Origin of the sequence: Variovorax sp. DXTD-1, from assembly GCF_003984625.1 — a bacterium.
In the GTDB taxonomy this organism is placed as follows: domain Bacteria; phylum Pseudomonadota; class Gammaproteobacteria; order Burkholderiales; family Burkholderiaceae_C; genus Variovorax.
The window spans coordinates 19,411-44,201 of sequence record NZ_RWKH01000022.1 but is presented as its reverse complement, the minus strand read 5'-3'; the positions used below and the strand labels follow the sequence as shown (position 1 = coordinate 44,201).

The window sequence follows — 24,791 nt, the reverse complement described above, 5'->3', positions numbered from 1 at the left end:
CGATGCAACACGCCACCGTCCATCAAGTCTTCGCGGCCACTGCGGCACGCACGCCGCGAGCCGAATTCCTGTTTACCGAGTCGGTCACCGCCGCCGCCTACGGCATTCCGGCCGGCGCCATCCGCTGGGGCGAGGCAGCCGCCGAGGTCGAGCGGCTTCGCAGTGCCTACGCGAAAGCCGGCTACGGCCACGGCCATCGGGTGGGGCTGCTGCTGGAGAACCGGCCCGCGTTCCTTTTCCACTGGTTCGCGCTCAACGCGCTGGGCGTGAGCGTGGTGCCGATCAATGCCGAGATGCGTTCGGCCGAACTGGTCTACCTGATCGGCCACAGCGAGATCGGCCTGGCCGTGACGCTGCCTGAACGCGCGAACGACCTGCGCGCAGCCGCGGCACAAGCCGGTGTGCCCTTCGAGACCATGGGACCCGACGACGCGGTGCCCCGCGCCAAGGCCGCAGCACCTCGGTCCGGCGATCCCATCGGCGCCGACACCGAATGCGGCCTGCTCTACACGTCAGGCACCACCGGGCGCCCCAAAGGTTGCATCCTGAGCAACGCCTACTTCCTGCGTGCGGGCGAGTGGTACGCCGCCCTCGACGGTGTGTGCAGCATCCGCCCCGACGCCGAGCGCGTCATCACGCCGCTGCCGCTCAATCACATGAATGCGATGGCGTTCTCCACCATGGTGGTGCTGGTGGCGGGCGGTTGCCTGGTGCAGCTTGACCGGTTTCATCCGAAGACCTGGCTGGCCAGTGCTCGCGAGAGCGGCGCAACCATCGTGCACTACCTTGGCGTGATGCCCGCGATGCTGCTGTCGGCCCCGCCGTCTGCCGCGGACCGCGACCACGCAATCCGCTGGGGCTTCGGCGCCGGCGTGGACCGCAAGAACCACGCACCCTTCGAGGAGCGCTTCGGCTTTTCACTGGTCGAGGCCTGGGCCATGACCGAGACCGGCGCGGCCGCCTGCATCATGGCCAACCGCGAGCCGCGCCTCGTGGGTACAAGCTGCTTCGGTCGGCAGGAAGACTTCGTCGAGATTCGCCTTGTGGGCGACGACGGCGGCGATGTCGGCACCGACGCTCCGGGTGAACTGCTCGTGCGTTCGGCCGGCAACGACCCGAAGCGCTACTTCTTCTCCGGCTACCTGAAGGACGAAGAGGCCACGCGCGAAGCCTGGGCCGACGGCTGGTTCCACACCGGCGACCTGGTGCGCCGCGACGCCGAAGGCAACTTCTTCTTCGTCGACCGCAAGAAGAATGTGATCCGCCGCAGCGGCGAGAACATCTCGGCCGTCGAGGTCGAGAGCGTGCTGAATCAGCATCCGGCGGTGAAGACCTCGGCCGTGGCTGCGACGCCCGATGCGGTGCGCGGCGACGAGGTGCTGGCCTGCATCGTGATGCGCGAAGACGTCGCCGATGCGTCGCAGCGCGAACAAGTTGCAGCAAGCATCGTGCAGCACGCGCTTGCGCAGCTCGCCTATTACAAGGCGCCGGGTTACGTCGCGTTCGTCGATGCGCTGCCGCTTACGCCGTCGCAGAAGATCCAGCGTGGCCAGCTGCGCGAGATGGCGCAGTCACTACCGGGGCAGGGCCATTGCATCGACACGCGCTCGATGAAGAAAAGACAAGTGGGGCAGGCATGACCAGGCAACGGCTCTCCTACGAAGGCGTTGCGGCCGCCGTGCCCATCACCGTGCCCTACGTGCGCTACTCCACCCGCACCGCGCACTGGTTCATCGGCCAGGCCATCGAGGCGCTGGTCGAGTCCAGCGGCGTTGCCAAGGAACAGATCGACGGCCTGTGCCTCAGCAGCTTTTCGCTCGCGCCCGACACGGCCGTGGGCGTCACTCAGCACTTGGGGCTTTCGCCGCGCTGGCTCGACCACGTGCCCACCGGCGGCGCCTCGGGCGTGATGTGCCTGCGCCGCGCCGCGCGCGCCGTGCAGGCGGGCGATGCCGATATCGTCGCCTGCGTGGGCGCCGACACCAACCATGTCGACTCCTTCCGCCAGACGCTCGGCAGCTTCAGCAACTTTGCGCGGGACGCGAGCTACCCCTACGGCTCGGGCGGACCGAACTCGATCTTCGCCTTCATCACCGCCAACTACATGCGCACCTACGGCGCCAAGCGCGAAGACTTCGGCCGCATCTGCGTGGACCAGCGCACCAACGCGCTCGGCAATCCGAATGCAATGTTCAAGAAGGCATTGACGCTCGATGAGTACATGGCCGCGCGGCCGATCTCCGACCCCATCCATCTCTTCGACTGCGTGATGCCCTGCGCCGGCGCCGATGCCTTCCTGGTAATGAGCGAGGAGCGCGCGCGCGACCTGGGCCTGCCGCACGCCGTCATCCGCGGCGCCATCGAGCGGCACAACGCCTATGCCGAAGACCCGGTGATGGTGCAGGGCGGCTGGCGCATGGACCGCGACGACCTCTATGCGCAGGCCGGCGTGCAGCCAGCCCAACTGGACTTCGTGCAGACCTACGACGACTACCCCGTCATCGTGATGATGCAGTTCGAGGACCTGGGCTTCTGCGACAAGGGCGAAGGCCCGGCCTTCGTGCAGGCCCACACGATGACTTTCGACGGCAGCTTTCCGAACAACACGAGCGGCGGGCAGCTCTCGGCGGGGCAGGCCGGCGCGGCAGGTGGTTTCCTCGGCATGGTCGAGGCGATCCGACAGCTCACCGATCAAGCCGGCAAGCGCGCGGTACCCAACGCGCAGCTGGGCCTCGTCGCCGGCTTCGGCATGGTGACCTACGACCGCTGCCTGTGCACAGGCGCCGTCATCCTCGGGAGACCGGCATGACGATGCCTTTGATGCGCCCCCCGCGCAAGAACCCGGTGCTGCGCACCCGGCAGATGAACCTGCCGCCCGGCGCGCGCGGCCGCGTGGCGCTCGGCCTCACCGCAGCCGCCGCCGAAGGCCGCTTCGAGCTTCAGACCTGCGAAGACTGCGGCACCGTGCAGTACCCGCCGCGCGAGGTTTGCCACAAGTGCCTGTCTGCTTCTCTGCGTTGGCGCGAGCAAAGCGGCGAGGGCGAACTGCTCGGCAGCACCACGCTGCATCACAGCAACGACCTGTTTTTCCGCGAGCGGCTGCCTTGGCGGCTGGGCCTGGTGCACCTGGATGCCGGCCCGACGCTCATGGTTCACCTGCATGGCGAGGTCGGCGATGCGCCACAACGTGTGCGCGTGGGCGCCCGGCTCGACCGTGCAGGCCAGGCCGTTCTCATTGGCTTTCCGAATGAAGGGAGTCCCCACATGGCCGACGACAAGATGCTGCGCGAGATGACCAGCGACCCCAAGTTCCGCAAGGTGCTGGTGACCGACGGCAAGACCGAAACCGGCCAGGCCATCGTGCGTGCGCTGGTGAAGGCCGGCGCCGACATCGTCTGGGTCGGCCATGCCGAACCCTGGAAGAAGATGGGCGATGGACTGGACGACATCTCGGTACTGCCGCAGGTGACGCTCGTGCCGCTCGACCTGACCAACGGCCGCCAGGTGACCGAGCTTGCAGGCTCCATCGGTGGCAAGGTCGACATCGTGATCAACAACGCCGAGGTGCATCGTACCTTCGGCATCGGCTCGCGCCGCGGCACCGACGTGGCCAAGGCGGAGATGGACATCAACTACTTCGGCCTGCTGCGCCTCGCGCAGGAGTTCGGCCCTGCGCTCAAGGGCCGCTCGGCCGATGGTGCAACGGGTGCGACGGCGTGGGTCAACCTGCTGTCGATCTACGCGCTCAGCAACTTTCCGCCGCACGGCACCTTCAGCGCCTCGAAGGCTGCGGCGCATTCGCTCGCGCAGTGCCTGCGCGCCGAGATGCGCCCCGCCGGCATCCGCGTGATCAACGTGTTTCCCGGCCCCATCGACGACGAATGGAACCAGCACACGCCGCCGCCCAAGCTGGCACCCACCGCGCTGGCCAACGCCATCGTGAAGGCGCTGCGCGATGGCGTCGAAGACGTGTACCCCGGCGATGTGGCACAGGAGTGGCTGGAGCGCTGGCGCGACAACCCCAAGGTGCTCGAACGCGAACTGGCTGCAGGCGGCTGAAGAAGGAACCCACGATGACGACGACCACCGAACTGATGTCCGCCGCCGAAATCCTCGGCGGCCTCGTGACTGCCATGGCCAGCGGCCGCATCCGCGTGATCGACCTCACGCAGACGCTCACACCCGAGTTCCCGCAGATCGCGCTGCCGCCCGAAATGGGCCAATGCTGGCCCTTCCGCATCGAGGAAGTCTCGAAGTACGACGAGCGCGGCCCGGCCTGGTACTGGAACAACTTTTCATGCGGCGAGCACACCGGCACGCACTTCGATGCGCCGATCCATTGGATCTCGGGCCGCGACCTGCCCAACAACTCGGTCGACACCATTCCCGTGCAGCACTTCGTGGCGCCGGCCTGCGTGATCGATTGCTCGCCGCAGGTGAAGGATGATCCTGATTACCTGCTGACGCTGGAAGACATCGAGGCCTACGAGGCCGCGCATGGCCGCATCCCCAAGGGGGCATGGGTGCTGATGCGCACCGACTGGTCCAAGCGCAGCGACCCCGAGGCGTACCAGAACTTCGACGAAACCGGCCAGCACACGCCCGGCCCGAGCACCGAGGCCGTGCGCTTCCTGGTGGAGCAGCGCGACGTGCTGGGCTTCGGCTCCGAGGCTATCGGCACCGATGCGGGCCAGGGCTATCACCTGCGGCCGCCTTATCCGTGTCACTACTACATGCACGGCGCGGGGCGCTATGGCCTGCAGTGCCTGAGCAATCTCGACCTGCTGCCGCCATCGGGTGCGGTGCTGATCTGCCCGCCGCTGAAGATCGAGAAGGGCAGCGGCAGCCCGCTGCGTGTGCTCGCGCTGGTAGGAGTACAGGCATGACGCCGAAGGTCGCAGCGGTTACCGGCGGCAGCGCGGGCATCGGCAAGGCGATCTGCGAAGACCTGCTTGCGCAAGGCTACGAGGTAGTGTCGCTCGCGCGCCGCAAGGCCGACATCGGCCATGCGAAGCTTCACAGCATCGAGGTCGACCTGAGCGACCGGGCGGCAACGGGCGAGGCGGTGCGCGAGCTGGTCGAGCGCTTTGCGCCGACCACCATCGTGCACAACGCCGGCGTGATCCGCCCTGCGCTCCTGTCCGATGTGAAGCTGGACGATCTCGACGCCCTCGTCGACCTGCACCTGGGCTGTGCGATCCAGCTCGTGCAAGGTGCATTGCCCGTGATGCGTGCGCAGCGCTTCGGCCGCGTGGTGCTGTTGTCGTCTCGCGCGGCATTGGGCCTGGCCACCCGCACCAGCTATTCCGCCACCAAGGCCGGCATGCTGGGCATGGCGCGCACCTGGGCTCTCGAACTCGCGGCCGACGGCATCACGGTGAACGTGGTCGCACCAGGTCCTATCCGCACCGACATGTTCTACGACGTGGTCGAAGCCGGCAGCGAGAAGGAACGCGCGCTCGCGGCCTCAGTGCCCGTCAAGCGCCTTGGCGAATCGGCCGACGTGGCACGCGCCGTGCGTTTCTTTGCCGCGCCCGAGAACAGCTTTGTCACCGGACAGGTCTTGTACGTCTGCGGCGGAACCAGCGTCGGCAGTCTCGCCCTCTAGTTTTTCAGCGTTCGTTTCGTTCACCACCCACAACACCCTGGAGCACCGCCATGAAAGTCCTGAACCGAATTCGCACCCTCGCGGCCATTGCCGCGGGCCTCGGCGCACTCAGCGCCGCCAGCGCGTGGGCCGCAGATCTCAAGGTCGGCTTCATCACGTCGCTCTCGGGGCCGGTGTCTTCGCTCGGCATTCCCTATGAAAAAGGGATGAAGGCCGCCATCGCCTACAAGGCCGACCTCGGCGGCCGCAAGATCCAGCTGGTGCAGCTCGACGATGCCTCCGATCCGACGACGGCCGCGCGCAACGCCCGCAAGATGATCGACGAGGACAAGGTCGACGTCATCATCGGCACCGCGGGTTCTCCCGGCGCATTGGCCATTGCCGGCGTGGCGCGCGAAACGAAAACGCCGCTGATCTCCATCGCCAACGCCAACCTGCCAGGCGAAGAGGGCGCATGGATGGTCACGCTGCCGCAGCCCGCGCCGTTGATGGTGAGCGCGGTGGTCGAGCGCATGAAGAAGTCGGGCGTGAAGACGGTGGGCTACATCGGCTTTTCGGACGCGTGGGGTGACCTGGTCTACGGCGCGCTGCAGAAGAGCGCGGAGCCGGCCGGCATCAAGATCGTGTCGAACGAGCGGTATGCGCGCGGCGATTCGTCGGTGACCGGCCAGGTGCTGAAGATCGTCGCGCTGCGGCCCGATGCGGTGATCACAGGCACCTCGGGCACGCCCGGCGCGCTGCCCTACCTGGCGCTCGCGGAGCGCGGCTACAAGGGCCAGATCTACGGCATGCATGCCCTGATCAACCCCGACTTCGTGCGCGTTGGCGGTGCGTCGGTCGAGGGCTTGCTGGCCCCCACCGGGCCGGTGATCGTTGCCGAGCAGTTGCCCAGCGAGAACCCGATCCGCAAGGTGTCGATGGACTTCCGCGCGGCCTACCAGAAGGCCAACGGCGCACCGCCGACCGACGCCTTCTCGGCCTACACCTTCGATGCGTGGCTGCTGTACCTCGACGCCGCCCAACGTGCACTTGCCACCAAGGCGGAGCCGGGCACGCCGCAGTTCCGCGAAGCGCTGCGCGACGCCATCGTGAGCACCAAGGAGTTGGTGGGCACGCACTCGGTCTACAACTTCAAGCCGAACGACCGCTATGGCTCCGATGAGCGTTCACGTGTTGTCGTGAAGCTCGAGAAGGGCCAGTGGAAGCTGGTCCCCTGAAACATCACCTGCTGGAGCAAGCTCAATGAAAAAGAACACGGTCCGCATCCTCGGCCTCGCAGCCGTTGCAATGGCCGCCGCGCAAGCCATGGCAGCCGACCTGAAGATCGGCTTCATCAGCTCGCTTTCAGGCCCCGTCGCCGCACTTGGCGTGCCTTACGAAAAGGGCATACGCGCGGCCATTGCCGAGCATCCGGAAATCGGCGGCCGCAAGGTCCAGCTCATCGTGCTCGACGATGCCTCCGACCCCACCACCGCCGGGCGCAACGCACGCAAGCTCGTCACCGAAGACAAGGTCGACGTGCTCATCGGCACTTCCGGCGTACCGGGCGCCATGGCCATAGCCTCCGTAGCGCGCGAACTCAACACGCCGCTCATCTCGCCCACGCCCGTGACCATTGCCGGCCCCGAGGGCGCGTGGACCGTGACCGTGTCACAGCCGTTCCCGCTCATGGTCGCGGGTGTGGTGGAGCGCATGCAGAAGTCTGGCGTGAAAACGGTGGCCTTCATCGGCTTTTCCGATGCGCTCGGCGACCTGGCCTATGACTCGCTGGCGAAAAGCGCCGACAAGGCCGGTATCAAGGTGGTTGCGAACGAGCGCTATGCGCGCAGCGATTCATCGGTGGCGGGGCAGGTGCTGAAGATCGTCGCGGCCCGGCCCGATGCCGTGTTTGCGGGCAACTCCGGCACGCCCGGGGCGTTGCCCTACATCGCGCTCGCCGATCGGGGCTACAAGGGAAAGATCTACGGTACGCACGGGCTCATCAACGCCGACTTCGTGCGCGTGGGCGGCGCCTCCATCGAAGGCCTGCAGGTGCCGAGCGGCCCGGTGCTCGTGGCCGATCAGCTGCCTGACAGCAACCCCATCAAGAAGGTGTCGATGGGCTTTCGCAACGCCTACCAGAAGGTGAACGGTGCGGTGCCGACCGATGCCTTCTCCTCCTACACCTACGACGCCTACCTGCTGCTGGCCGATGCCGCCTCGCGCACGAAGGGCGAGCCGGGCACGCCGCAGTACCGCGCGGCGCTGCGCGACGCGATCGTGAGTACGAAGGAGCTGGTGGGCACGCATGGCATCTACACCTTCAAGCCCGACGACCGCTATGGCTCCGACCAGCGCGGCGTGGTGATCGTGCAGATGAACAAGGGCCAGTGGAAGCTGGTTCCCTGACAGAAAAACCGAGCGCCCGCCGATGACCAGCTACCGCCATCATCCCGACCGCATCGCCGCCTTGGTGCAGGACGACCGCGTGCATCGCGATCTGTACCTGAGCGAAGAGATCTTCGCATTGGAGCAGGAGCGCCTGTTCGCGAACACCTGGGTCTTTCTCGGCCATGCGAGTCAGGTGCCGGAGGCGGGCGATTTCGTGACGCAGGAAGTCGCGGGCCGGCCGCTTCTCATGGTGCGGCAGCCTGATGGCGCGGTGCATGTCATGTACAACCGCTGCGCCCACAAGGGTACGCAGCTGGTCACGGACGAGAGCGGCAACACCGGCCGCTTCTTTCGCTGCCCGTATCACGCGTGGACCTACAAGCTCGATGGCGCGCCGCTCGGCCTGCCGCTGAAGAACGGCTACGAGGGCACCCAGCTCAAGGCTTGCGAATCGGGCCAGGGGCTGTCGGTGGTGAAGCACGTGAAGGTGTACCGCGACTTCGTCTTCGTGCGCCTCTGCGATGCTGGTCCGTCGTTCGAAGACTATTTCGGCGAGGTGCTCGGCGCCATCGACAACATGGTCGACCGTTCGCCCGAGGGCAATCTCACGGTAGGCGGCGGCGTGCTGCGCAACATCGTCCACTGCAACTGGAAGATGTACCTCGAGAACGTCAACGACACGGTGCATCCGATGTCCACGCACGAGTCGGCCACCAAGGCGGCCGAGGCGCTGTGGGAGGGCCATGCGCCCACCGACCCCAAGCCGATGGCGATGGAGCAGATCCTTCCCTTCGGCTCTGGCTACGAGTTCTTCGACAAGATGGGCGGGCGGGTGTTCGCCAATGGCCACAGCGTGCTGGGGGTCAACTTCAGCATTCACTCCAACTATGCGCAACTGCCCGAGTACGAGGCCGCGATGCAGGCCGCGCACGGCGCCGAGCGCGCGGCCGACATCCTGCAGCGCTCGCCGCAGAACTCGGTGTTGTATCCGAGCCTTTCGGTAAAGGGCTCTCCACAGGCCATCCGGGTGATCCGTCCGCTGGCCGTCGACCGCACGCTGATCGAGGCCTGGAGCTTCCGCGCAGCGGGCGCGCCGGCGCTGCTCTTCGAGCGTGCGATGAGCTACAACCGGCTCGTTTTCTCGCCGATGTCGGTGGTGGCGCACGACGACGTGCACCTGTTCGAAAGCATCCAGCAGGGCCTGCGCGCCGGCGGCAACGAGTGGGTGAGCCTGCACCGTAACTTCGACGCGGCCGAGCTCGCGCAAACCACCATCACCACCAACGGCACCAACGAACTGCTCATGCGCAACCAGTTCCGCGCCTGGGCGAAGGCGATGGCGTCGGCGGTGGCAGCATGACCGGCGACCCGCGCGATTTTGTCGCTCATGAGGCCGCATTGCTCGACGAACGGCGCTTCGACGACTGGCTGGCGCTCTTTGCCGACGACGGCCATTACTGGGTTCCATTGCTCGGCGCCGCGCAGGCCGATCCGTTCTCGCACAACTCGCTGGCCTACGAAGACCGGCTGCTTTTGCAGCTGCGTGTGGACAGGCTGAAGAACCCGCGCGCCCATTCGCAGCATCCCGCAAGCCACAGCCAGCATGTGCTCCAGCCTTCGCGCATCGAGAGCGAGACGGACGACGAGGTGCGCCTTCGCACGCCGTTCCTCTACGTCGAGGCGCGCGGCGAATCCCAGATATTGCTGAGCGGCACGGCCCGCCACCACCTGGCGCAGACGCCCTCGGGCTGGCGCATCCGCGAGAAGCGCATCGACCTGCTCAACGCCGCGCGTGCATTGCCGGCCATCCAGTTGTTCATCTGAGTTTTCCGTTCCTTCCATTCTTTCTCACTGGAGCTACGACATGAAGAGCCTGATGCTGATCTTGACGCGCGGTGCCATCGCCGCGGCGCTGACCGCCTGCGGCATTGCGGGCGCGCTTGCGGCCGACCTCAAGGTCGGCCTGAGCGTGTCGCTCTCGGGCCCCAACTCCTCGCTGGGCGTGCCGTATGCCAAGGGCATGCAGGCCGCGCTGGCCTACAAGCCCGAGATCAATGGCCGCAAGGTGCAGCTCATCGTGCTGGACGATGGCTCCGACCCGACGACCGCCGGGCGCAATGCGCGCAAGCTCGTCGAAGAGGAGAAGGTCGATGTGCTCATGGGCACATCGGGTGTGCCGGCCGCCATCGCGATGGCGCAGGTCGGCCGCGACGCGAAGACGCCGATGATCGGCCTCACGCCGATCCTGCTCGATCCGAACGAGAACGCATGGGTCATGACGGTTGCGCAGCCCACGCAGCTGATGATCGATGCGGTGGTCGAGCGCATGAAACGCAACAACGTCAAGACCGTGGGCTACATCGGTTTTACCGACGCCTGGGGCGACCTGGTCTACAACGCGCTCATGAAGGCCGCGCCCGAAGCCGGCATCAAGGTGGTGAGCAACGAGCGCTACGCGCGCGCCGATGCCTCCGTGACCGGGCAGGTGCTGAAGATCGTCGCGCTGCGGCCCGATGCAGTGATGACAGGCGGCGCCGGCACGCCGGGCGCGTTGCCGTTCCTTGCGCTGCAGGAGCGCGGCTACAAGGGCGGCGTGTACGGGCAGCACGGCCTCATCAACCCCGACTTCGTGCGCGTGGTCGGTGCCGCCGGCCAGAACGCACTGATGCCCACCGGCCCGGTGATCGTCGCCGAGCAGTTGCCCGACAACTATCCGACCAAGAAGATCGCCACCGATTTCCGCGCGGTGTTCCAGAAGGTCAACAACGCGCCGACCAGCGATGCCTTCTCGGCCTATTCCTTCGACGGCTGGCTGGTGTTTGCAGACGCCGCCTCGCGCGCCATGAAGAAGGCCGAGCCGGGCACGGCGGAGTTTCGCGTGGCGCTGCGCGATGCCATCTTCAGCACCAAGGAAGTGGTGGGCACGCACGGCGTGTACAGCTTCAAGCCCGGCAGCCTCTACGGCGTGGACGAACGCGCCCGCGTGATTGTCAAGCTCGACAACGGCCAATGGAAGCTCGCACCTTGAACCACTTGACGACGAAGACTTTGCCCGGGGGCTTTCTATGACATGGGACGTGGCGCTGATCCTTGTCACCGACGGCTTGGCCAACGGTGCCGTCTATCTGCTGGCCGGGCTCGGGCTGGTGTTGATCTTTTCGGTCACGCGGGTGGTCTTCGTGCCGTTCGGCGACATCGCGGCCTTTGCCGCACTGTCGCTCGCGGCCTTCGAAACCGGCCGCGTGCCGCCGACCATCGGCATGGTTGCCGTGCTCACGGCGCTGGCGTTGGTAACCGAAGTCGGCAGCCTGCTGCGGCGCGGTGAAGCCGCCCGCATTCCCAAGGCGGTGCTGACGTGGGGCGTGTTGCCCGCGATTCCCTGCGTTCTTGCATGGCTCGCGGCGCGGCCGGGCGTGCCGGTGGCGGTGCATATCGCGGTGGCAGTGTTGCTGGTGGTGCCCATCGCGCCGCTGCTCGCACGGGTGGTGTTCCAGCCGATTGCCGACGCTTCGGTGCTGGTGCTGCTGATCGTTTCGCTGGCGCTGCACTTCCTGCTCTCGGGCCTGGGCCTGTTGTTCTTCGGCCCTGAAGGCTCGCGCACCACGCCGCTCACAAGCGCGGTGTTCACGCTGGGCGACGGGTTCACCGTCAGCGGCCAGGTGGTGCTGATGGTGGGCGCGGCCATTGTGCTGAGCGGGCTGTTCTTCCTGGTGTTCGAGCGCACGGTGGCCGGCAAGGCGCTGCGCGCCACGGCGGTGAATCGGGTGGGCGCGCGGCTGGTCGGCATCCGGCCGGTACGCACCGCGCTGCTGGCCTACGGCTGTGCCTCGCTGCTTGCCGGTCTCATCGGTGTGCTGATCGCACCGGTAACGACCATGTACTACGACTCGGGTTTCATCATCGGCCTGAAAGCATTCGTGGCCGCGATCATCGGCGGGCTCGTGAGCTACCCGATGACGGCCGTGGGTGCGCTCGCGGTCGGCGTGGTGGAAAGCTTCGCCTCGTTCTGGAGCGGGGCATTAAAGGACGTGATCGTGTTCAGCCTGCTCATACCGGTGCTCATGCTGCGGTCCTTCATGGCGGCGCATTCCGAAGAGGAAGAAGACGAGGTGGACCAATGATGAACGGCAACCGCAAACGCATGGGCTGGATCGCCCTGGTGGTCGTCGTGCTGGCGCTGGTGCCGGCGGTGGCGGGCAGCTTCACGGTTTCGCTGCTCAACGACATCGGCATCGGCGCGCTGGTGGCGCTCGGGCTGGTGCTGCTCACCGGCGTGGGTGGCGCAACCTCTTTCGGCCAGGCGGCCTTCGTGGGCATTGCGGCCTATGCGACGGCGTGGCTCACGACCACGCAGGGCATGTCGCCATGGGTCGGCCTTCTGTTCGCGCTGCTGCTGACCGGTTTGTCGGCGCTCGCCATCGGCATGCTCACGCTGCGGCTGGGCGGGCACTTCCTGCCGCTGAGCACCATTGCGTGGGGCCTGTCGATCGCGATGCTCTTCGGCAACGTCGATGCGCTGGGGCGCCACACGGGGCTGTCGAACATTCCAGCGCTGCAGTTTGCGGGCTGGTCGCTGGCCGATCCGCGGTCGATGTACTACCTGATCTGGGTGGTGGTCGGGCTGGCCTGCCTGTTCAGCCACAACCTGCTGCAGTCGCGCCCAGGCCGCGCGATTCGCGGGCTGCGCGGCGGTGCCACGCTGCTGGCCAGTGTGGGTGCGGATGCTTACCGTGTGCGGCTCACGCTCTTCGTCACGGCCGCGCTCTTTGCGGGCCTGGCGGGTTGGCTCTACGCGCACATGAACCGCTTCGTGAGCCCATCGCCGTTCGACGTGCGGGCCAGCATCGAGTACCTGCTGATGGCAGTGGCCGGCGGGCTCGGGCAACTGGCGGGTGCGCTGGTGGGCGCGGCCCTGGTGCTGGTGCTCAAGAACGGCCTGCAAGACGTGCTGCCCATGCTCACGCAGCGTGCCGGGCAGCTGGAGGCGGTGGCGTTCGCGACGCTGTTCATTCTGTTGCTGCACTTTGCGCGAGGCGGTCTCATGGGCCTGCTGCGCCGCTGGACGCGTCGCCGGGCCGTCACGCAGGATTCATCGCGCTATGAAGCACCCGCGGTTGAACCGCTGTCGCATCGGCAACTGCCCGCGCGTGGCACGCAGGTGCTGTCGGTGAAGGGCGCGGTCAAGCGCTTCGGCGGGCTGGTGGCGGTGAACGATGTGAGCTTCGAGGTGAATGCGGGCGAGATCGTCGGCCTGATCGGCCCCAACGGCGCGGGCAAGTCGACGATGTTCAACCTGCTGACCTGCACGCTGCCGATGAGCGCGGGCCAGGTGCGCTTTCTGGAGCACGACATCGCCGGCATGCCGCAGCGCCAGGTGGCTCGGCTCGGGTTGGCGCGCACCTTCCAGCACGTGAAGCTGCGGCCGCACATGAGCCTGCTCGACAACGTGGCGCTGGGCGCGCATTCGCGCACGCGATCGGGCGTCTTGAAGGCCGGCCTGCGGCTGGACCGCACCGAGGAAAAACAGATCCTGCAGGAGGCGCAGCGCCAGCTCGACCGCATCGGCCTGGGTGACCGCGCGCACGAGCTCGCGGGCAGCCTGCCGCTGGGCACGCAGCGCATTCTCGAAATTGCGCGCGCCCTGGCTGCAGACCCGGTGCTGCTGGTGCTCGACGAGCCCGCGGCGGGCCTGCGCCGCAAGGAAAAGATGGCGCTTGGCGACCTGCTGCGCAAGCTGCGCGAGGAGGGCGTGACCATCCTGATCGTCGAACACGACATGGACTTCGTGATGAAACTGGTGGACCGGCTGGTGGTGATGAACTTCGGCTCCAAGCTCGTGGAGGGCGTGCCATCCGCGGTGCGCGCCGACGAGCGTGTGCAGGCGGCTTACCTGGGGAGCGTGGTATGACCGCGATGCTGGAGATTGGCGATCTGCATGTGTCTTACGGGCAGGTGGAGGCGGTGCGCGGCGTTTCGCTCGACCTGCAGCCCGGGCAGATCATCTCGGTGATCGGCCCGAACGGTGCGGGCAAGACCACGCTGCTGGCCGCGGCCATGGGCCTGCTGCCTTGCAAGGGCACGCTGCGCTTCGAAGGCGAAGACCTGCAAGGGCTCGATGTGGAGGCGCGCGTGGAGCGCGGCCTGTGCCTCGTGCCCGAGAAGCGCGAATTGTTCGGCGAGCTCACCGTGCTCGACAACCTGCAGCTCGGCGCCTATGCCAAGCGGCTGCGAGGCGATGCGATGAAGAAGCGGCTGCAATCGGTGTACGACCGCTTTCCGCGGCTCGCGGAGCGCCGCGCGCAGCGCGCCGACACGCTCTCGGGCGGCGAGCGGCAGATGCTGGCGGTGGGGCGGGCACTCATGTCGGCGCCGCGCCTGTTGATGCTCGACGAGCCTAGCCTCGGCCTTGCGCCACTCATCGTGCGGGACATTCTGACCATCGTGCGCAAGCTGCGCGAAGACGGCGTGTCGATCCTGCTGGTGGAGCAGAACGCGCGCGCGGCGCTTGAAACCTCGGACCAGGGCTACGTGCTGGAAACCGGCGAGATCGCACTGTCGGGCGCTTCGGCCGAGCTGGCGAGCGACCCGCGTGTGCAGGCCACCTATCTTGGCGGAGGCACGCACGATGACGAGTGAACCGCGCGCAGTGCCCCCGGCACAGCGAACGCTGCCGGCCATGCTGCAGCGGCAGGCGGCAATGTTCGGCACGCGCCCGTTGCTGCGCATCGCGGGCTCTCGCTGGTCGCACGCCGATGCGGCAGAAGCAGCAGGCGCTCGCGCGGGGGCACTCGCGCAAGCGGGCATCGAGCGCGGAGACCGCGTGGCCGTGATGTGCGGCAACCGCATCGAGTTTCTGGAAAACTTTCTAGGTGCCGGTTGGATCGGCGCTTCGACGGTGCCGATCAACACCGCCTCCATGGGGCCGCAGATCGAGTACTTCCTTTCACACAGCGAAGCGAAGCTGCTGGTCATCGAAGCCGGTTTTCTGAGCCGCCTGCAGGCCGCGGACCTCGGGCGAACGAAGCTCAAGGAAATCTGGATCGTCGGCGAGGCGGCCGGCGGCGAACCCGCCGCGTGGCTCGCACCGGCCAGCGTGCGCGTGCTGGCGTATCCCTCCGGCAGCCCGCCCGCTGCGCCGGCCGACGTGCAGCCCGGCGACCCGCTCGCCATTCTGTATACCTCGGGCACCACGGGCCCGGCCAAGGGCGTGGTCTGCCCGCATGCGCAGTATTTCTGGTGGGGCGTGAACAGCGCCGAGGTGCTCGGCGTGGCGGCGGACGACGTGCTGTGCACCACGCTGCCGCTCTTTCACATCAATGCGCTCAACACCTTTGCGCAAGCCGCGCTGACGGGCTCAGAGGTTGTCTTTGAAACGCGCTTCTCGGCCTCGGGCTTCTGGCCTGCGATGCATGCGAATGGCGCCACCGTGGTCTACCTGCTGGGTGCCATGGTGCCGATTCTGCTTGCGCAACCCGCGGGCGAGGGCGAGCGCAACCATCGCGTGCGGATCGGCCTCGGGCCCGGTGTGCCCGATGCCGCCGGCAAGGCGTTTTTCGAACGCACCGGCGTGCGCCTGCTTGAGGGCTATGGTTCCACCGAGACCAACTTTGCCATTGCCACCGCGCCCGATTCGCCGCGCGGCGGCGTCATGGGGTGGCTGCGGCCCGGCTTCCAGGCGCGTGTTGCCGATGAAGGCGATGCGGAGCTGCCCGCCGGAGAAGCCGGCGAGCTGCTGCTGCGCGCGGACGAGCCCCATGCCTTCGCAAGCGGCTACTTCAACATGCCCGAGAAGACGGTGGAGGCCTGGCGCAATCTCTGGTTTCACACCGGCGACCGCGTGGTGCGCGACGCCGACGGAGCCTTCAGGTTTGTCGACCGCATCAAGGATGCGATCCGCAGGCGCGGCGAAAACATTTCTTCGTTCGAAGTCGAGCAGGTGCTGCTGAGCCATCGCAGTGTTGCGTCCTGCGCGGTATACCCGGTGCGTTCCGAACTGGCTGAAGACGAGGTCATGGCCGCGCTGGTGCCGCGCGAGGGCGAGCGCATCGATCCGCTGGAACTGATGAGCTTCTGCGAAAGCCGCCTGCCGTACTTTGCGGTGCCTCGCTACGTCGATGTGCTGCCCGACCTGCCGCGCACCGAGAACGGCAAGGTGCAGAAGTTCAAGCTGCGCGACCGCGGGGTCGGCGCGCAGACCTGGGACCGTGCGCTGAACAGGCGATAAGCCACATTCGCTAGAATCGTTCAGAACTAAACATTTCAGGTATGCATGCAAATCCATTGAGCGGCCGCCACGCCCTGGTGACTGGCGCCGCGCGCGGCATCGGAGCCGAAATCGCCCGCACCCTCGCCGCCGAAGGCGCCACGCTGACCTTGCTCGGGCGCGACATCGATTCGCTCCAGCGCGTGGCCGCTTCGCTACCGGGCCAGGGCCACGGCGTCGTCGCCGCCGACGTGGCCGATGCGCGAGCGGTGCAGGCGGCCTTCGCGCAGGCACGCGCCGGGCGAGGGCCCATCGCAATCCTGGTGAACAACGCCGGCGCCGCGGAAAGCGCTCCTTTTCTCAAGACCTCGGTCGAGCTTTGGCAGCGCATGCTGTCGGTCAACCTGACGGGCTGCTTCTTGTGCGCGCAGGCGGCACTGCCCGACATGCTCGAGGCGGGCTGGGGCCGCATCGTCAACATTGCGAGTACCGCCGGCCAGAAGGGCTACGCCTATGTAGCCGCCTACACGGCGGCCAAGCACGGCGTGATCGGCCTTACGCGCTCGCTTGCGCTCGAAGTGGCCCGCAAGGGCGTGACGGTGAACGCGGTATGCCCCGGCTACACCGACACCGATATCCTGCGCGCGAGCGTCGCCAACGTGGTCGGCAAGACTGGCCGCAGCGAAGCCGATGCGCTGGCCGAGTTTTCCAACGTCAATCCGCAGCGGCGCATCGTGCAGCCCGCCGAGGTGGCCGATGCAGTGCGCTGGCTGTGCGGCGAGGGCGCGGCCTCCGTCACCGGGCAGTCGGTATCGGTTTCCGGCGGGGAGGTCATGTAATGCGCAACGATGCCTCGCACGCCGCGCTCAGCGACGCCGAAGAACTCGGCCACGAGGCGCGCGCGGGCCGCGAAGACCACGCCATGCTCAAGCTGTGGCTGCGCATGCTCGCAAGTACCACGCAGATCGAGGCCGAAATTCGGCGCCGGCTGCGCGAACGCTTCGGCATTTCGCTGGCGCGCTTCGACTACATGGCGCAGCTGTATCGCTACGAAGAGGGCCTGAAGATGCGCGTGCTGTCGCGCTATCTGATGGTGACGGGCGGCAACGTGACCGGCCTGACGGACGAACTCGAGCGCGACGGTGTGGTGGCGCGCGCACACAGCCCCGACGACCGACGCTCGTGGATCGTGAGCCTCACACCCAAGGGCCGCGCCAGCTTCGAGGCCATGGCCAAGGAGCACGAGCAATGGATTCTCGAAATGTTCTCGGGCCTCGACATGAAGACCGTGAAGCAGATGCATGCACAGCTCGGCCAACTGCGTGTGCACGTGATGCGCAGCGAGCCCTCGGGCGAGGAGGGCTGATGACCGCAAGCCAGACGCAAGCGCCCCGGGCCGAATTCCGCCGCACGCGGATGGTCCGCTTTTCCGACTGCGACCCCGCGGGCATCGTGTTCTACCCGCAGTACTTCGTCATGCTCAACGGGCTGGTGGAAGACTGGGTGGGCGAAGGGCTCGGCATCGACTACCACGCGCTCATCTCGGAGCGGCGCATCGGCTTGCCCACGGTTCGGCTCGAAGCCGACTTTCGCGCCGTGAGCCGCATGGGCGACCAGGTCGCGCTCGGCCTTTCTGTCGAACGACTGGGCTCACGCTCGATGTCGCTCGTCCTGCGTTGTTTCGAGCCGGCCAGCGGCGAACTGCGCATGCAGGTGAAGCAGGTGCTGGTGACGACTTCGCTCGAGAGCCATCGTGCGGTGGAAATTCCGCAAGACTTGCGCACGGCCATCCTGCGCGCATCGCCGTCTTCTGCTGCCGCCTGAAGAAAAACTCAGGCCTGCGGCTCTTCGCTCGGCCCGCGTGCGCGCTGCTTGAGCCAGCCGCTGAGCTCTTTTTTTCCCTTTGCGTTGGCCTGGCGCCAGGCCTCGCGCGCGGCCGCAATGAAGCGCTCTTCGGCCGCGTCGGGCGCTTCGGAGGCGCGGTCTTCCTTGTCGAGCCAGCCAGCTTCCACTTCGCAGTGCCGCTCGATCTGCCGCGCGAGCTTGTCGCCGATGGGCCGCGAGCTCTTGATCTGGCTCCACATGCTGGGGGAGATCTCGATCTTCCTGGCAAAGGCCTGGTCCAGTCCCTTGGCGGGCAGGCCGGCTGCAATGGCCCCTTCAAGAAAGCGGCGGTGCAGCGCAAGAGCATTGCGGCGACGCGCGACGGTGAGATTGGGCACTGTTTGAAAACGACAACAGGGGGACGAGAACGATTGTCCCGGTTGTCGATGGTGCCGTAAACACTGTTTACGGCACGAAAGCGCAGCGAACCGCGGTACCCCGGGTGGAGGCTCAGCGGCTGAAGCCCCCGAAGACGCCATAGGCGATGATCCCGGCGGTTGCAAGGCCGCCGACGATCAGGCAGATCACCTTGGTGGTGCGGCCGCTGCGGCGGCTTGAACGGGCCCAGTGTTCCGGACCGATCAGGTCGATGGGAACAGTGGGTTTGCCTAAGTCTGACGCCTTTTCCATGACAGGAAATATAGCGTAGCCCGCGCGGCGGAACAAAAAAATACCCGCCGAGGCGGGTGCAACGAGCTTGAGCTTCGAAACCTTATGCGCCCCTGTCGTCGGAGTTCTTGTTCTTCTTGCGATGCATGACAGCAACCCGCAAGATGCCATGCCAATCACCTTTTCGGCGCGGGACAGGGCCGATGCTGGTGAAATCACTTTGGAAAAGTGTGAAATATTGCCGTATGGACAAAGAAATCATCACTGAAAGCCTGAGGCGGGCGTTGGAAAGCTGGGTTCGCCACGCTTCCGCCGAACAACTGTGGAGTGTGCTCCAGGCGGGCGGGCTGGGTGCATCCATCCACGTGGAAGGCGATGCCGTTCACGTCCGCGTGACCCTCGGCGGCTCAACCAACCCCCTGTCGGAACTGGGCCGAACCGACGGGCGCCTGCCGGTCACGGAGGCTTTTCTCGGCGAAAGCGCCATCTGGGGCAAGCCGCCGCCGCAGGGCGGCGAAACGCGCGAGCAATGGTTCCTGGCGAGCGAACTGGCCCAGCAGCATGCCCGGCAATACCTGATAGCGGAAGTGGGCGAAAAGCGCGAGCTGTTGTCGCGCTTTGTCGAAGGTTGGATGGCGGGTTGAAGGACCGCCACGGTAAGCGGCGGGCGCCGTTCAATCCGCCCGGGTAACAAGCACGTCCCCTATCTGCGGCCCATCGACGATCGCACCCGCCGAGTCGCACGCCACTTCGATGCCGACCCCGCAGCGCTCGGCGTCCATCTCCCACACCCAGCCGTAAAGCTCGCGCGGGCTGCCCTTGGGCGACATGAGCGGCATGTTCATCCGCAGGCCATGGTTGCTTCCCAGGTTCACCCTGACCATCACGGTCGATTCTTCGGGATCGCTTTCTGCACTGACCTCGATGATCGTGGCCCGCAGCGGTTCGCGGTGAACGAGGGCTTGCAGCGCGGCTGGCAGGTCTTCGAAGGGCGGGGCGGTAGTTCCGTCGGGCTCGTCGGCAGGAAAGGGGCCGCTCAACCGCACGGGCCGAAAGTAGTGTTCAGACCGGCCCATCGTTCCATCGGCGCCGATGGACGTTGCGATGTCTTCGATGGAGCCCTCCTGCAGCAGCCACGATTCGCCGCCGCTTCGCATGACGTACAAGCGCTCGTCGTTGGCATCGCTGCCGAGCGAATCTTCGTTCAGCTCCACGTCGAGCTGCACCAGGCGGTCGCCGCCCTCTGTTTCCATCACCTGGTACGGCCCGCTGTAGTGCCGCACGCCCGCTGCCTCGCCCGTCTTTTCGTCGTTCTCCCAGAACAGCAGCTGGTAGCCGCCATTGCCGTCGAGCGCGAGCAGCCGGCGCCAGTCGATGTAGGTCGACAGGAACAAGCCGCTTGGGCTGTCGCTGTCTCTTTCCGTGTTCCCGAAGGTCTCGCGGTATTCCGCGGGCATGGCCGCGGAAACGCTGTTGGGCGGCGATGCAGGCGGGGCGCTTTCGCGATCGACCTCCGCGCGAAGCTTCTGGTGGAGCGCCAGCGCATCCGTCTTGACGATCTTCAGCATCTGCATGGACAGCAGCATCGGATCGACGTAGTACACCTCGCCGGCCGCGAGCGGGCCGGCTTCGCGCTGCGCTGTTTCGAGCATGTCCGGATGGATGAATTCATCGACCGAGTCCGCATCGCTCAGCACGCTGTTGAAGAAATCCACCGCGTCCCAACTGAGGATGCTGGTGCTGCGCGTGACGGGGTTCAGCGTTGCCACGTCTTCGTCCGTGGCGGTGAGCTTCCGGTAGAAGAGCAGGGTACCGAAGGGCGTGATCGCAAACGGCACTCGCACAACGGTATCTTGCGGCGAGGCAACGATCCACCGGTCGAGCGTGGCTTGCCATGCATCCGGATCGATCAGGCAGATCTGCCGGTGTCCGTACAGCCCCAGGCCGTGCTTGCGCCAGAGCTCGAGCAATGCCGCGGGCAGCCGGCCTTCGTACCTTTGCAGCAGCTCCTGCGTGGCGGGCACACAGCCGGCATGCGGCGGGTTCGCCTTGATGAATGGATGGAGCTTGATTCGACCGAACATGGACTTGCGCTTTTTCAAGAATGCGATGAGCCCGGATTCTGCGTGAGCCGGCTCCCCTGGGGATTGCGCACGCAAAACCGGCGCGTCATGATCCGCACCCGATGACCGCGCGGCCCCCAAGGCCGATTCACCGGCCTGTCACGCAGGGCGCCTAAGTTCCGCTCGCACACCAACCAGGAGACTTGCCTTGAACCACCTGAAGAAGATCTGCACAGCCATGCTTGGCCTTGGCATGTTGTTTGTGGCCGCCACTCCGGCCACCGCGCACGAAGAACGCGCGCGCCGGCGCGCGGACAACGCGCCGCTGGTCATCGGGCACCGGGGCGGCGCCAACGGCTACCTGCCCGAGCACACGCTCGAGGCCTACGCGCTGGGCATCTCTCTGGGCGCCGACTACATCGAACCCGACCTTGTCGCCACGAAGGACGGCCACCTGATCGCGCGTCACGAGCCCAACCTCATCGACACCACCAACGTGAAGGACCTGCCGCAGTTCGCCAACCGCCGGCGCACGGTCGTCCTCGATGGCGTTCCGACAGAGGGCTTCTTTGCCAGCGATTTCACCTTGGCCGAGATCAAGCAATTGCGCGCGGTGCAGTCTTTTCCCGAGCGCGACCAATCCTTCAACGGCAGGTTCCAGATTCCGACGCTGGCGGAGGTGATCGACCTGGCCAAGCGCAAGTCGCGCGAAGAGGGCAGGCGCATCGGCATCTATCCGGAGACCAAGCATCCGACTTACCACCAGGCCATCGGCCTGCCGTTGGAAGACCGCCTGCTGGCCGTGCTGAGTGCCGCGGGCTGGAACCAGCGCAACGCGCCGGTCTTTATCCAGTCGTTCGAAACCGCCAATCTTCGCTATCTGCGCAGCAAGACGAGCGTGCGCCTGATACAGCTGGTGGACGCGAATGACGTCAAGCCCGACGGCTCGCTGGACTTCAGCAAGCCTTACGACAAGCCTTACGACTGGGTCGTGTCCAACCGCGACGGCCAGTTCAAGGACTTGGTGACGCCGCGCGGCCTGCAAGAGGTCAGGGGCTATGCGGACGGCATCGGCCCTTGGAAGCCGTATCTGATTTCAAGCGCCTGCAAGTCGGTGCAGAACGGCGCGTGCGCCGACGTGACGGGCGACGGCGTGGTCGATGATCGGGACCGCGTGCTGCTGCCGCCCACCGATGTGATCGCCAATGCGCATCGGTTGGGGCTGCTGGTGCATCCGTACACCTTCCGCAGCGAGCAGAAGCGGCTGACCGGCAGCTTCGGCGGCAACCCCGTCAACGAGTACCTCGCGTTCTACGAGGCCGGCGTCGACGGCGTGTTCAGCGACTTTGCGGACACGGCAGTGGCTGCGCGCGCGATGTTCCTGCTCAAGCACGACCCTGACTATGCGGGCTGCCTGGTCAACTCACGCAAGTGCGAGCGCAACAACGATTGACCGCTAGCGCCGTCTCCACCCAGTCACCAAGCCGGTGCGCCGGCGGCTGTAGAAGCCACCGGCATCGGCTGACTAGAAACCGAAACTGCGGGTGCTGGGCCGATGGTGGTGGCAAACCATCGAAAGGTGTTGGTCTGGTGGTCTCCGCGGCCCGTGGTTCGCACGAACAGGTAGCCGGACGTCGCATTGCCCAGCTCGTCCACCGGAATTCCCGCCGATCTAAGCGCCGCGATCTCTGCACTGGCGCTCATGTCGAGCGGCAATTGCAATGTGATGGTCGCGTTGTGGATGACTTGATTGAGCATTGCATCGGCCTCCGGTAAAAGTCCGCAGCATCCGCCTTGCGGGGCTCATCCGTGTACGGGTGGGTGGTAAAAAATGTGACTTTTTCGCAGCCGACATTCCCATTGCGAAGGGGCGAGCGCCGGAGGGGGCGGACTGGAGAGGTGGTTGGCACTCCCGCTCCACAGAGCCGCAAGTACGCAGGCCAAAAAGAAAAAACCTCCCTGCAGTGAAGCGGGAGGTTTTTCTTTTTTGCGAAAGACCGTCGGCGATTGCGGAACAGTCCCGGCAAAAAAATAGCGCGGGAACCGCGCTACTTCTGGTGTTGGTGGTGGGCCCTGAGTGACTCGAACACTCGACCTACGGATTAAGAGTCCGCTGCTCTACCAACTGAGCTAAGAGCCCTTGCGCTCAAAACGTTGTGCGTTTTTAGGCAAGACCGCAAGTATAGCGTAAAAATTCCGGGCCTCAACGATTTTGTGCGGGGCGGCGGTAGGATTCGCCATCATCGACGGGCCTGGCCCTCAACCAAGGAGATTTTCCATGACCGATCCAATCACCGAGCTGCCGCATGTCGTGATCACCGGGGCCGCGGGTGCGCTGGGCCGCGCGGTGGCCCAGCACTTTCTTGCGCAGGGCGCCCGCCTTGCGTTGATCGATCACCACGCCGACCGCCTGACCGAGGTGTTTCCGGGCCTGGACAATTCGCAGCACCTGCTGCTCGCGGGAAACGTGACGTCGCCGTCCGAAATGGCGGACCTGTCCGGCCAGGCACTCAAGGCTTTCGGCCGCATCGACGCGCTGGTCCACATTGCCGGCGGATTCGAGATGGGCGAGTCGACTCACGCACTTTCGCGCGCAAGCTGGGACCGGATGATGAATCTCAACGCCTGGTCTTTCGTTGCAGTCACGCAGGCGGTGCTGCCTTCGATGATCGAGCGCGGTGCCGGGCGCATCGTTGCCGTCACCGCCAAGGTGGCGGCGCGCGGCCTGCCTGCCATGGCGGCCTACATCGCATCGAAGAGCGCGCTGCAGCGCCTGGTGGAAGCCATGGCGGCCGAAGCCGCACCGCATGGCGTGGCTGTCAACAGCGTTGCGCCCAGCGTGCTCGACACGCCGGCCAACCGCCAGGCCATGCCTGACGCGAATCCCGCGGAATGGGTGTCGACTTCGGTCGCCGCGCAGACCATCGCTTTCCTCGCATCGCCCGCCGCCGCGGCGCTGCATGGACAGCACCTGACGCTCGACACCTGACGCACGGCACCTGATCCACAAATGAACAAACGCCCTGGCGCAACGCCAGGGCGTTTTGCTTTGCGCCGCCGCAAGACAGCCGCCGAGCGAGGCAGGCGCTTTGTCATGGGTGCGGGGGGCGCGGGCGGGGCGATTGTCTCCCTCCGGAAGGGGCGCATCGCTCATGTGCGCAGAGCGCGCAATTTCTACAGTGACTCCACGGCAAAACGCTTCGACCCGGTTCGGATGAAAGGCGGCGCCGGTTGGCTACCTCACTGGAGAACACGCATGGAACCGATCGAACTGCTGCCAAGAACCTTCACGAACCTGCTGCGCGAAGACGCCGGCATGTCGTTCATGGAGTTTGCGCTCATCGGTGCGCTGGTGCTGGTTGTGTGCCTGCTCCTGCTGCTGGCGATACGGCGCAGCGCCTGAAGTGCCGCGGACCCTGCGCATACGGAGCACAGACGCCATGACGGAACTCGACGCTTTCCTCGATCTGTTGATGCTGCTGGCATCGGACTTCCGCATGGGCGGGCTCTTCGTTCTGCTGGTGATGGCCGCGGTGAGCGACGTTCGCTTCTACCGCGTTCCCAATTGGCTCACCTTCGGCGGCGCGGTGTTCGCAATCATCTACGGCACCTTCGCGGCGCGTACGCCGACGGCAGGCGCGATGAACGCCCTGGGCGGGCTGGGCACCGGCTTCGCGATCATGCTGCCGTTCTATGTGCTGCGGATCATGGGCGCGGGCGACGTCAAGCTGATGGCGATGGTCGGCGCCTTTCTTGGTCCCCAGCAAACGCTGCAGGCCATCCTGTTCACCTGCATTGCCGGCGGCTTCGCGGCCGTGGCGGTGGCCATTCACCGGCGCCGCCTGGGCCACATGCTGGCCAACGTCAAGGGAGCGGCGCAGGGCATCGTCGTCTCCGGCATTGCGGGCGTCCGGCCGAGCGGCGCGATCGACGCACGGCAATCGATCGGAAAGCTGCCCTACGGCATCTGCATTTGCGTGGGGACGATTGCACAGGTCCTGGCGCATCAGCTGGGCTTCGTCTAGCCCGTCCTCTCCTTCATTCATCCATCCAG

At 66.2% G+C, this 24,791-nt stretch carries 26 protein-coding genes and 1 tRNA gene; 22 read left to right on the top strand and 5 right to left on the bottom strand.

The window, feature by feature from the left end; genetic code table 11:
* Positions 1-2: 2 nt before the first annotated feature.
* The 17 genes from EJI00_RS19810 to EJI00_RS19730 are packed head-to-tail and all read left to right on the top strand — an operon-like array spanning position 3 to position 18,005.
* Positions 3-1,640 carry an AMP-binding protein gene (locus tag EJI00_RS19810; RefSeq protein ID WP_126749197.1) on the top strand — a complete coding sequence of 546 codons (1,638 nt, stop codon included), beginning with the start codon at positions 3-5 and terminating at the stop codon, positions 1,638-1,640.
* Positions 1,637-2,809, top strand: a complete 1,173-nt coding sequence (locus EJI00_RS19805) for a thiolase family protein (RefSeq protein ID WP_126749196.1) — start codon at positions 1,637-1,639, stop codon at positions 2,807-2,809. The genes EJI00_RS19810 and EJI00_RS19805 overlap by 4 nt, the downstream gene beginning before the upstream one ends.
* Positions 2,806-4,059 (top strand): SDR family NAD(P)-dependent oxidoreductase, encoded by a 1,254-nt coding sequence (locus tag EJI00_RS19800; RefSeq protein ID WP_126749195.1) that lies wholly within the window; start codon positions 2,806-2,808, stop codon positions 4,057-4,059. The genes EJI00_RS19805 and EJI00_RS19800 overlap by 4 nt, the downstream gene beginning before the upstream one ends.
* 14 nt (positions 4,060-4,073) lie before the next feature.
* On the top strand, positions 4,074-4,886 hold the full coding sequence (locus EJI00_RS19795) for a cyclase family protein (protein WP_126749194.1): 813 nt from the start codon (positions 4,074-4,076) through the stop codon (positions 4,884-4,886).
* Positions 4,883-5,608: an SDR family oxidoreductase gene (locus EJI00_RS19790; protein ID WP_126749193.1), complete on the top strand. Its 726-nt coding sequence runs from the start codon at positions 4,883-4,885 to the stop codon at positions 5,606-5,608. The genes EJI00_RS19795 and EJI00_RS19790 overlap by 4 nt, the downstream gene beginning before the upstream one ends.
* A gap of 50 nt (positions 5,609-5,658) precedes the next feature.
* Positions 5,659-6,825 carry an ABC transporter substrate-binding protein gene (locus tag EJI00_RS19785; protein WP_126749192.1) on the top strand — a complete coding sequence of 389 codons (1,167 nt, stop codon included), beginning with the start codon at positions 5,659-5,661 and terminating at the stop codon, positions 6,823-6,825.
* A 25-nt stretch (positions 6,826-6,850) separates the two neighbouring features.
* Positions 6,851-7,996: an ABC transporter substrate-binding protein gene (locus tag EJI00_RS19780; protein WP_126749191.1), complete on the top strand. Its 1,146-nt coding sequence runs from the start codon at positions 6,851-6,853 to the stop codon at positions 7,994-7,996.
* Between the two features lie 22 nt (positions 7,997-8,018).
* On the top strand, positions 8,019-9,338 hold the full coding sequence (locus tag EJI00_RS19775) for an aromatic ring-hydroxylating dioxygenase subunit alpha (protein ID WP_126749190.1): 1,320 nt from the start codon (positions 8,019-8,021) through the stop codon (positions 9,336-9,338).
* Positions 9,335-9,802 (top strand): aromatic-ring-hydroxylating dioxygenase subunit beta, encoded by a 468-nt coding sequence (locus EJI00_RS19770; protein ID WP_126749189.1) that lies wholly within the window; start codon positions 9,335-9,337, stop codon positions 9,800-9,802. Before EJI00_RS19775 ends, EJI00_RS19770 begins: the two co-directional genes overlap by 4 nt.
* A gap of 40 nt (positions 9,803-9,842) precedes the next feature.
* Positions 9,843-11,006 carry an ABC transporter substrate-binding protein gene (locus EJI00_RS19765; RefSeq protein WP_126749188.1) on the top strand — a complete coding sequence of 388 codons (1,164 nt, stop codon included), beginning with the start codon at positions 9,843-9,845 and terminating at the stop codon, positions 11,004-11,006.
* 37 nt (positions 11,007-11,043) lie between these two features.
* Positions 11,044-12,099: a branched-chain amino acid ABC transporter permease gene (locus EJI00_RS19760; protein ID WP_126749187.1), complete on the top strand. Its 1,056-nt coding sequence runs from the start codon at positions 11,044-11,046 to the stop codon at positions 12,097-12,099.
* A complete protein-coding gene (locus tag EJI00_RS19755; protein ID WP_126749256.1) occupies positions 12,099-13,886 on the top strand; it encodes an ABC transporter permease subunit in 1,788 nt (595 codons plus the stop codon). Before EJI00_RS19760 ends, EJI00_RS19755 begins: the two co-directional genes overlap by 1 nt.
* On the top strand, positions 13,883-14,614 hold the full coding sequence (locus tag EJI00_RS19750) for an ABC transporter ATP-binding protein (protein WP_126749186.1): 732 nt from the start codon (positions 13,883-13,885) through the stop codon (positions 14,612-14,614). The genes EJI00_RS19755 and EJI00_RS19750 overlap by 4 nt, the downstream gene beginning before the upstream one ends.
* Positions 14,604-16,202: an ATP-dependent acyl-CoA ligase gene (locus tag EJI00_RS19745; RefSeq protein WP_126749185.1), complete on the top strand. Its 1,599-nt coding sequence runs from the start codon at positions 14,604-14,606 to the stop codon at positions 16,200-16,202. The genes EJI00_RS19750 and EJI00_RS19745 overlap by 11 nt, the downstream gene beginning before the upstream one ends.
* 41 nt (positions 16,203-16,243) lie before the next feature.
* Entirely contained in the window at positions 16,244-17,020 is a 777-nt protein-coding gene (locus tag EJI00_RS19740) for an SDR family NAD(P)-dependent oxidoreductase (protein ID WP_126749184.1), read from the top strand.
* Positions 17,020-17,547 (top strand): MarR family winged helix-turn-helix transcriptional regulator, encoded by a 528-nt coding sequence (locus EJI00_RS19735; protein WP_126749183.1) that lies wholly within the window; start codon positions 17,020-17,022, stop codon positions 17,545-17,547. Before EJI00_RS19740 ends, EJI00_RS19735 begins: the two co-directional genes overlap by 1 nt.
* Entirely contained in the window at positions 17,547-18,005 is a 459-nt protein-coding gene (locus EJI00_RS19730; RefSeq protein ID WP_126749182.1) for an acyl-CoA thioesterase, read from the top strand. The genes EJI00_RS19735 and EJI00_RS19730 overlap by 1 nt, the downstream gene beginning before the upstream one ends.
* 8 nt (positions 18,006-18,013) lie before the next feature.
* Here EJI00_RS19730 and EJI00_RS19725 read toward each other — a convergent pair whose 3' ends face one another.
* Both EJI00_RS19725 and EJI00_RS25275 read right to left on the bottom strand, forming a co-directional pair.
* Entirely contained in the window at positions 18,014-18,403 is a 390-nt protein-coding gene (locus tag EJI00_RS19725) for a hypothetical protein (protein WP_126749181.1), read from the bottom strand.
* Between the two features lie 112 nt (positions 18,404-18,515).
* Positions 18,516-18,893 carry a hypothetical protein gene (locus tag EJI00_RS25275; protein ID WP_126749180.1) on the bottom strand — a complete coding sequence of 126 codons (378 nt, stop codon included), beginning with the start codon at positions 18,891-18,893 and terminating at the stop codon, positions 18,516-18,518.
* Here EJI00_RS25275 and EJI00_RS19715 point away from each other — a divergent pair.
* A complete protein-coding gene (locus EJI00_RS19715; protein ID WP_260590789.1) occupies positions 18,878-19,318 on the top strand; it encodes a hypothetical protein in 441 nt (146 codons plus the stop codon). The genes EJI00_RS25275 and EJI00_RS19715 overlap by 16 nt on opposite strands.
* Before the next feature lie 30 nt (positions 19,319-19,348).
* On the opposite strand, the gene EJI00_RS19710 is transcribed toward EJI00_RS19715, so the two are convergent.
* Positions 19,349-20,758: a GAD-like domain-containing protein gene (locus EJI00_RS19710; protein ID WP_126749179.1), complete on the bottom strand. Its 1,410-nt coding sequence runs from the start codon at positions 20,756-20,758 to the stop codon at positions 19,349-19,351.
* Between the two features lie 187 nt (positions 20,759-20,945).
* Here EJI00_RS19710 and EJI00_RS19705 point away from each other — a divergent pair, with 187 nt between their 5' ends.
* Positions 20,946-22,190, top strand: coding sequence for a glycerophosphodiester phosphodiesterase (locus EJI00_RS19705; RefSeq protein ID WP_260590788.1), 1,245 nt, complete (start codon positions 20,946-20,948; stop codon positions 22,188-22,190).
* Between the two features lie 23 nt (positions 22,191-22,213).
* On the opposite strand, the gene EJI00_RS19700 is transcribed toward EJI00_RS19705, so the two are convergent.
* On the bottom strand, positions 22,214-22,495 hold the full coding sequence (locus EJI00_RS19700) for a hypothetical protein (protein ID WP_185868172.1): 282 nt from the start codon (positions 22,493-22,495) through the stop codon (positions 22,214-22,216).
* 306 nt (positions 22,496-22,801) lie between these two features.
* Positions 22,802-22,877 (bottom strand) — tRNA-Lys (locus EJI00_RS19695).
* A gap of 138 nt (positions 22,878-23,015) precedes the next feature.
* Here EJI00_RS19695 and EJI00_RS19690 point away from each other — a divergent pair.
* The 3 genes from EJI00_RS19690 (at position 23,016) to EJI00_RS19685 (ending at position 24,762) form a co-directional block, all read left to right on the top strand.
* Positions 23,016-23,726, top strand: coding sequence for an SDR family NAD(P)-dependent oxidoreductase (locus EJI00_RS19690; RefSeq protein WP_126749178.1), 711 nt, complete (start codon positions 23,016-23,018; stop codon positions 23,724-23,726).
* A 267-nt stretch (positions 23,727-23,993) separates the two neighbouring features.
* Positions 23,994-24,140, top strand: a complete 147-nt coding sequence (locus tag EJI00_RS25120; RefSeq protein ID WP_185868171.1) for a hypothetical protein — start codon at positions 23,994-23,996, stop codon at positions 24,138-24,140.
* A 37-nt stretch (positions 24,141-24,177) separates the two neighbouring features.
* Entirely contained in the window at positions 24,178-24,762 is a 585-nt protein-coding gene (locus EJI00_RS19685; RefSeq protein WP_126749177.1) for a prepilin peptidase, read from the top strand.
* Positions 24,763-24,791: the final 29 nt, after the last annotated feature.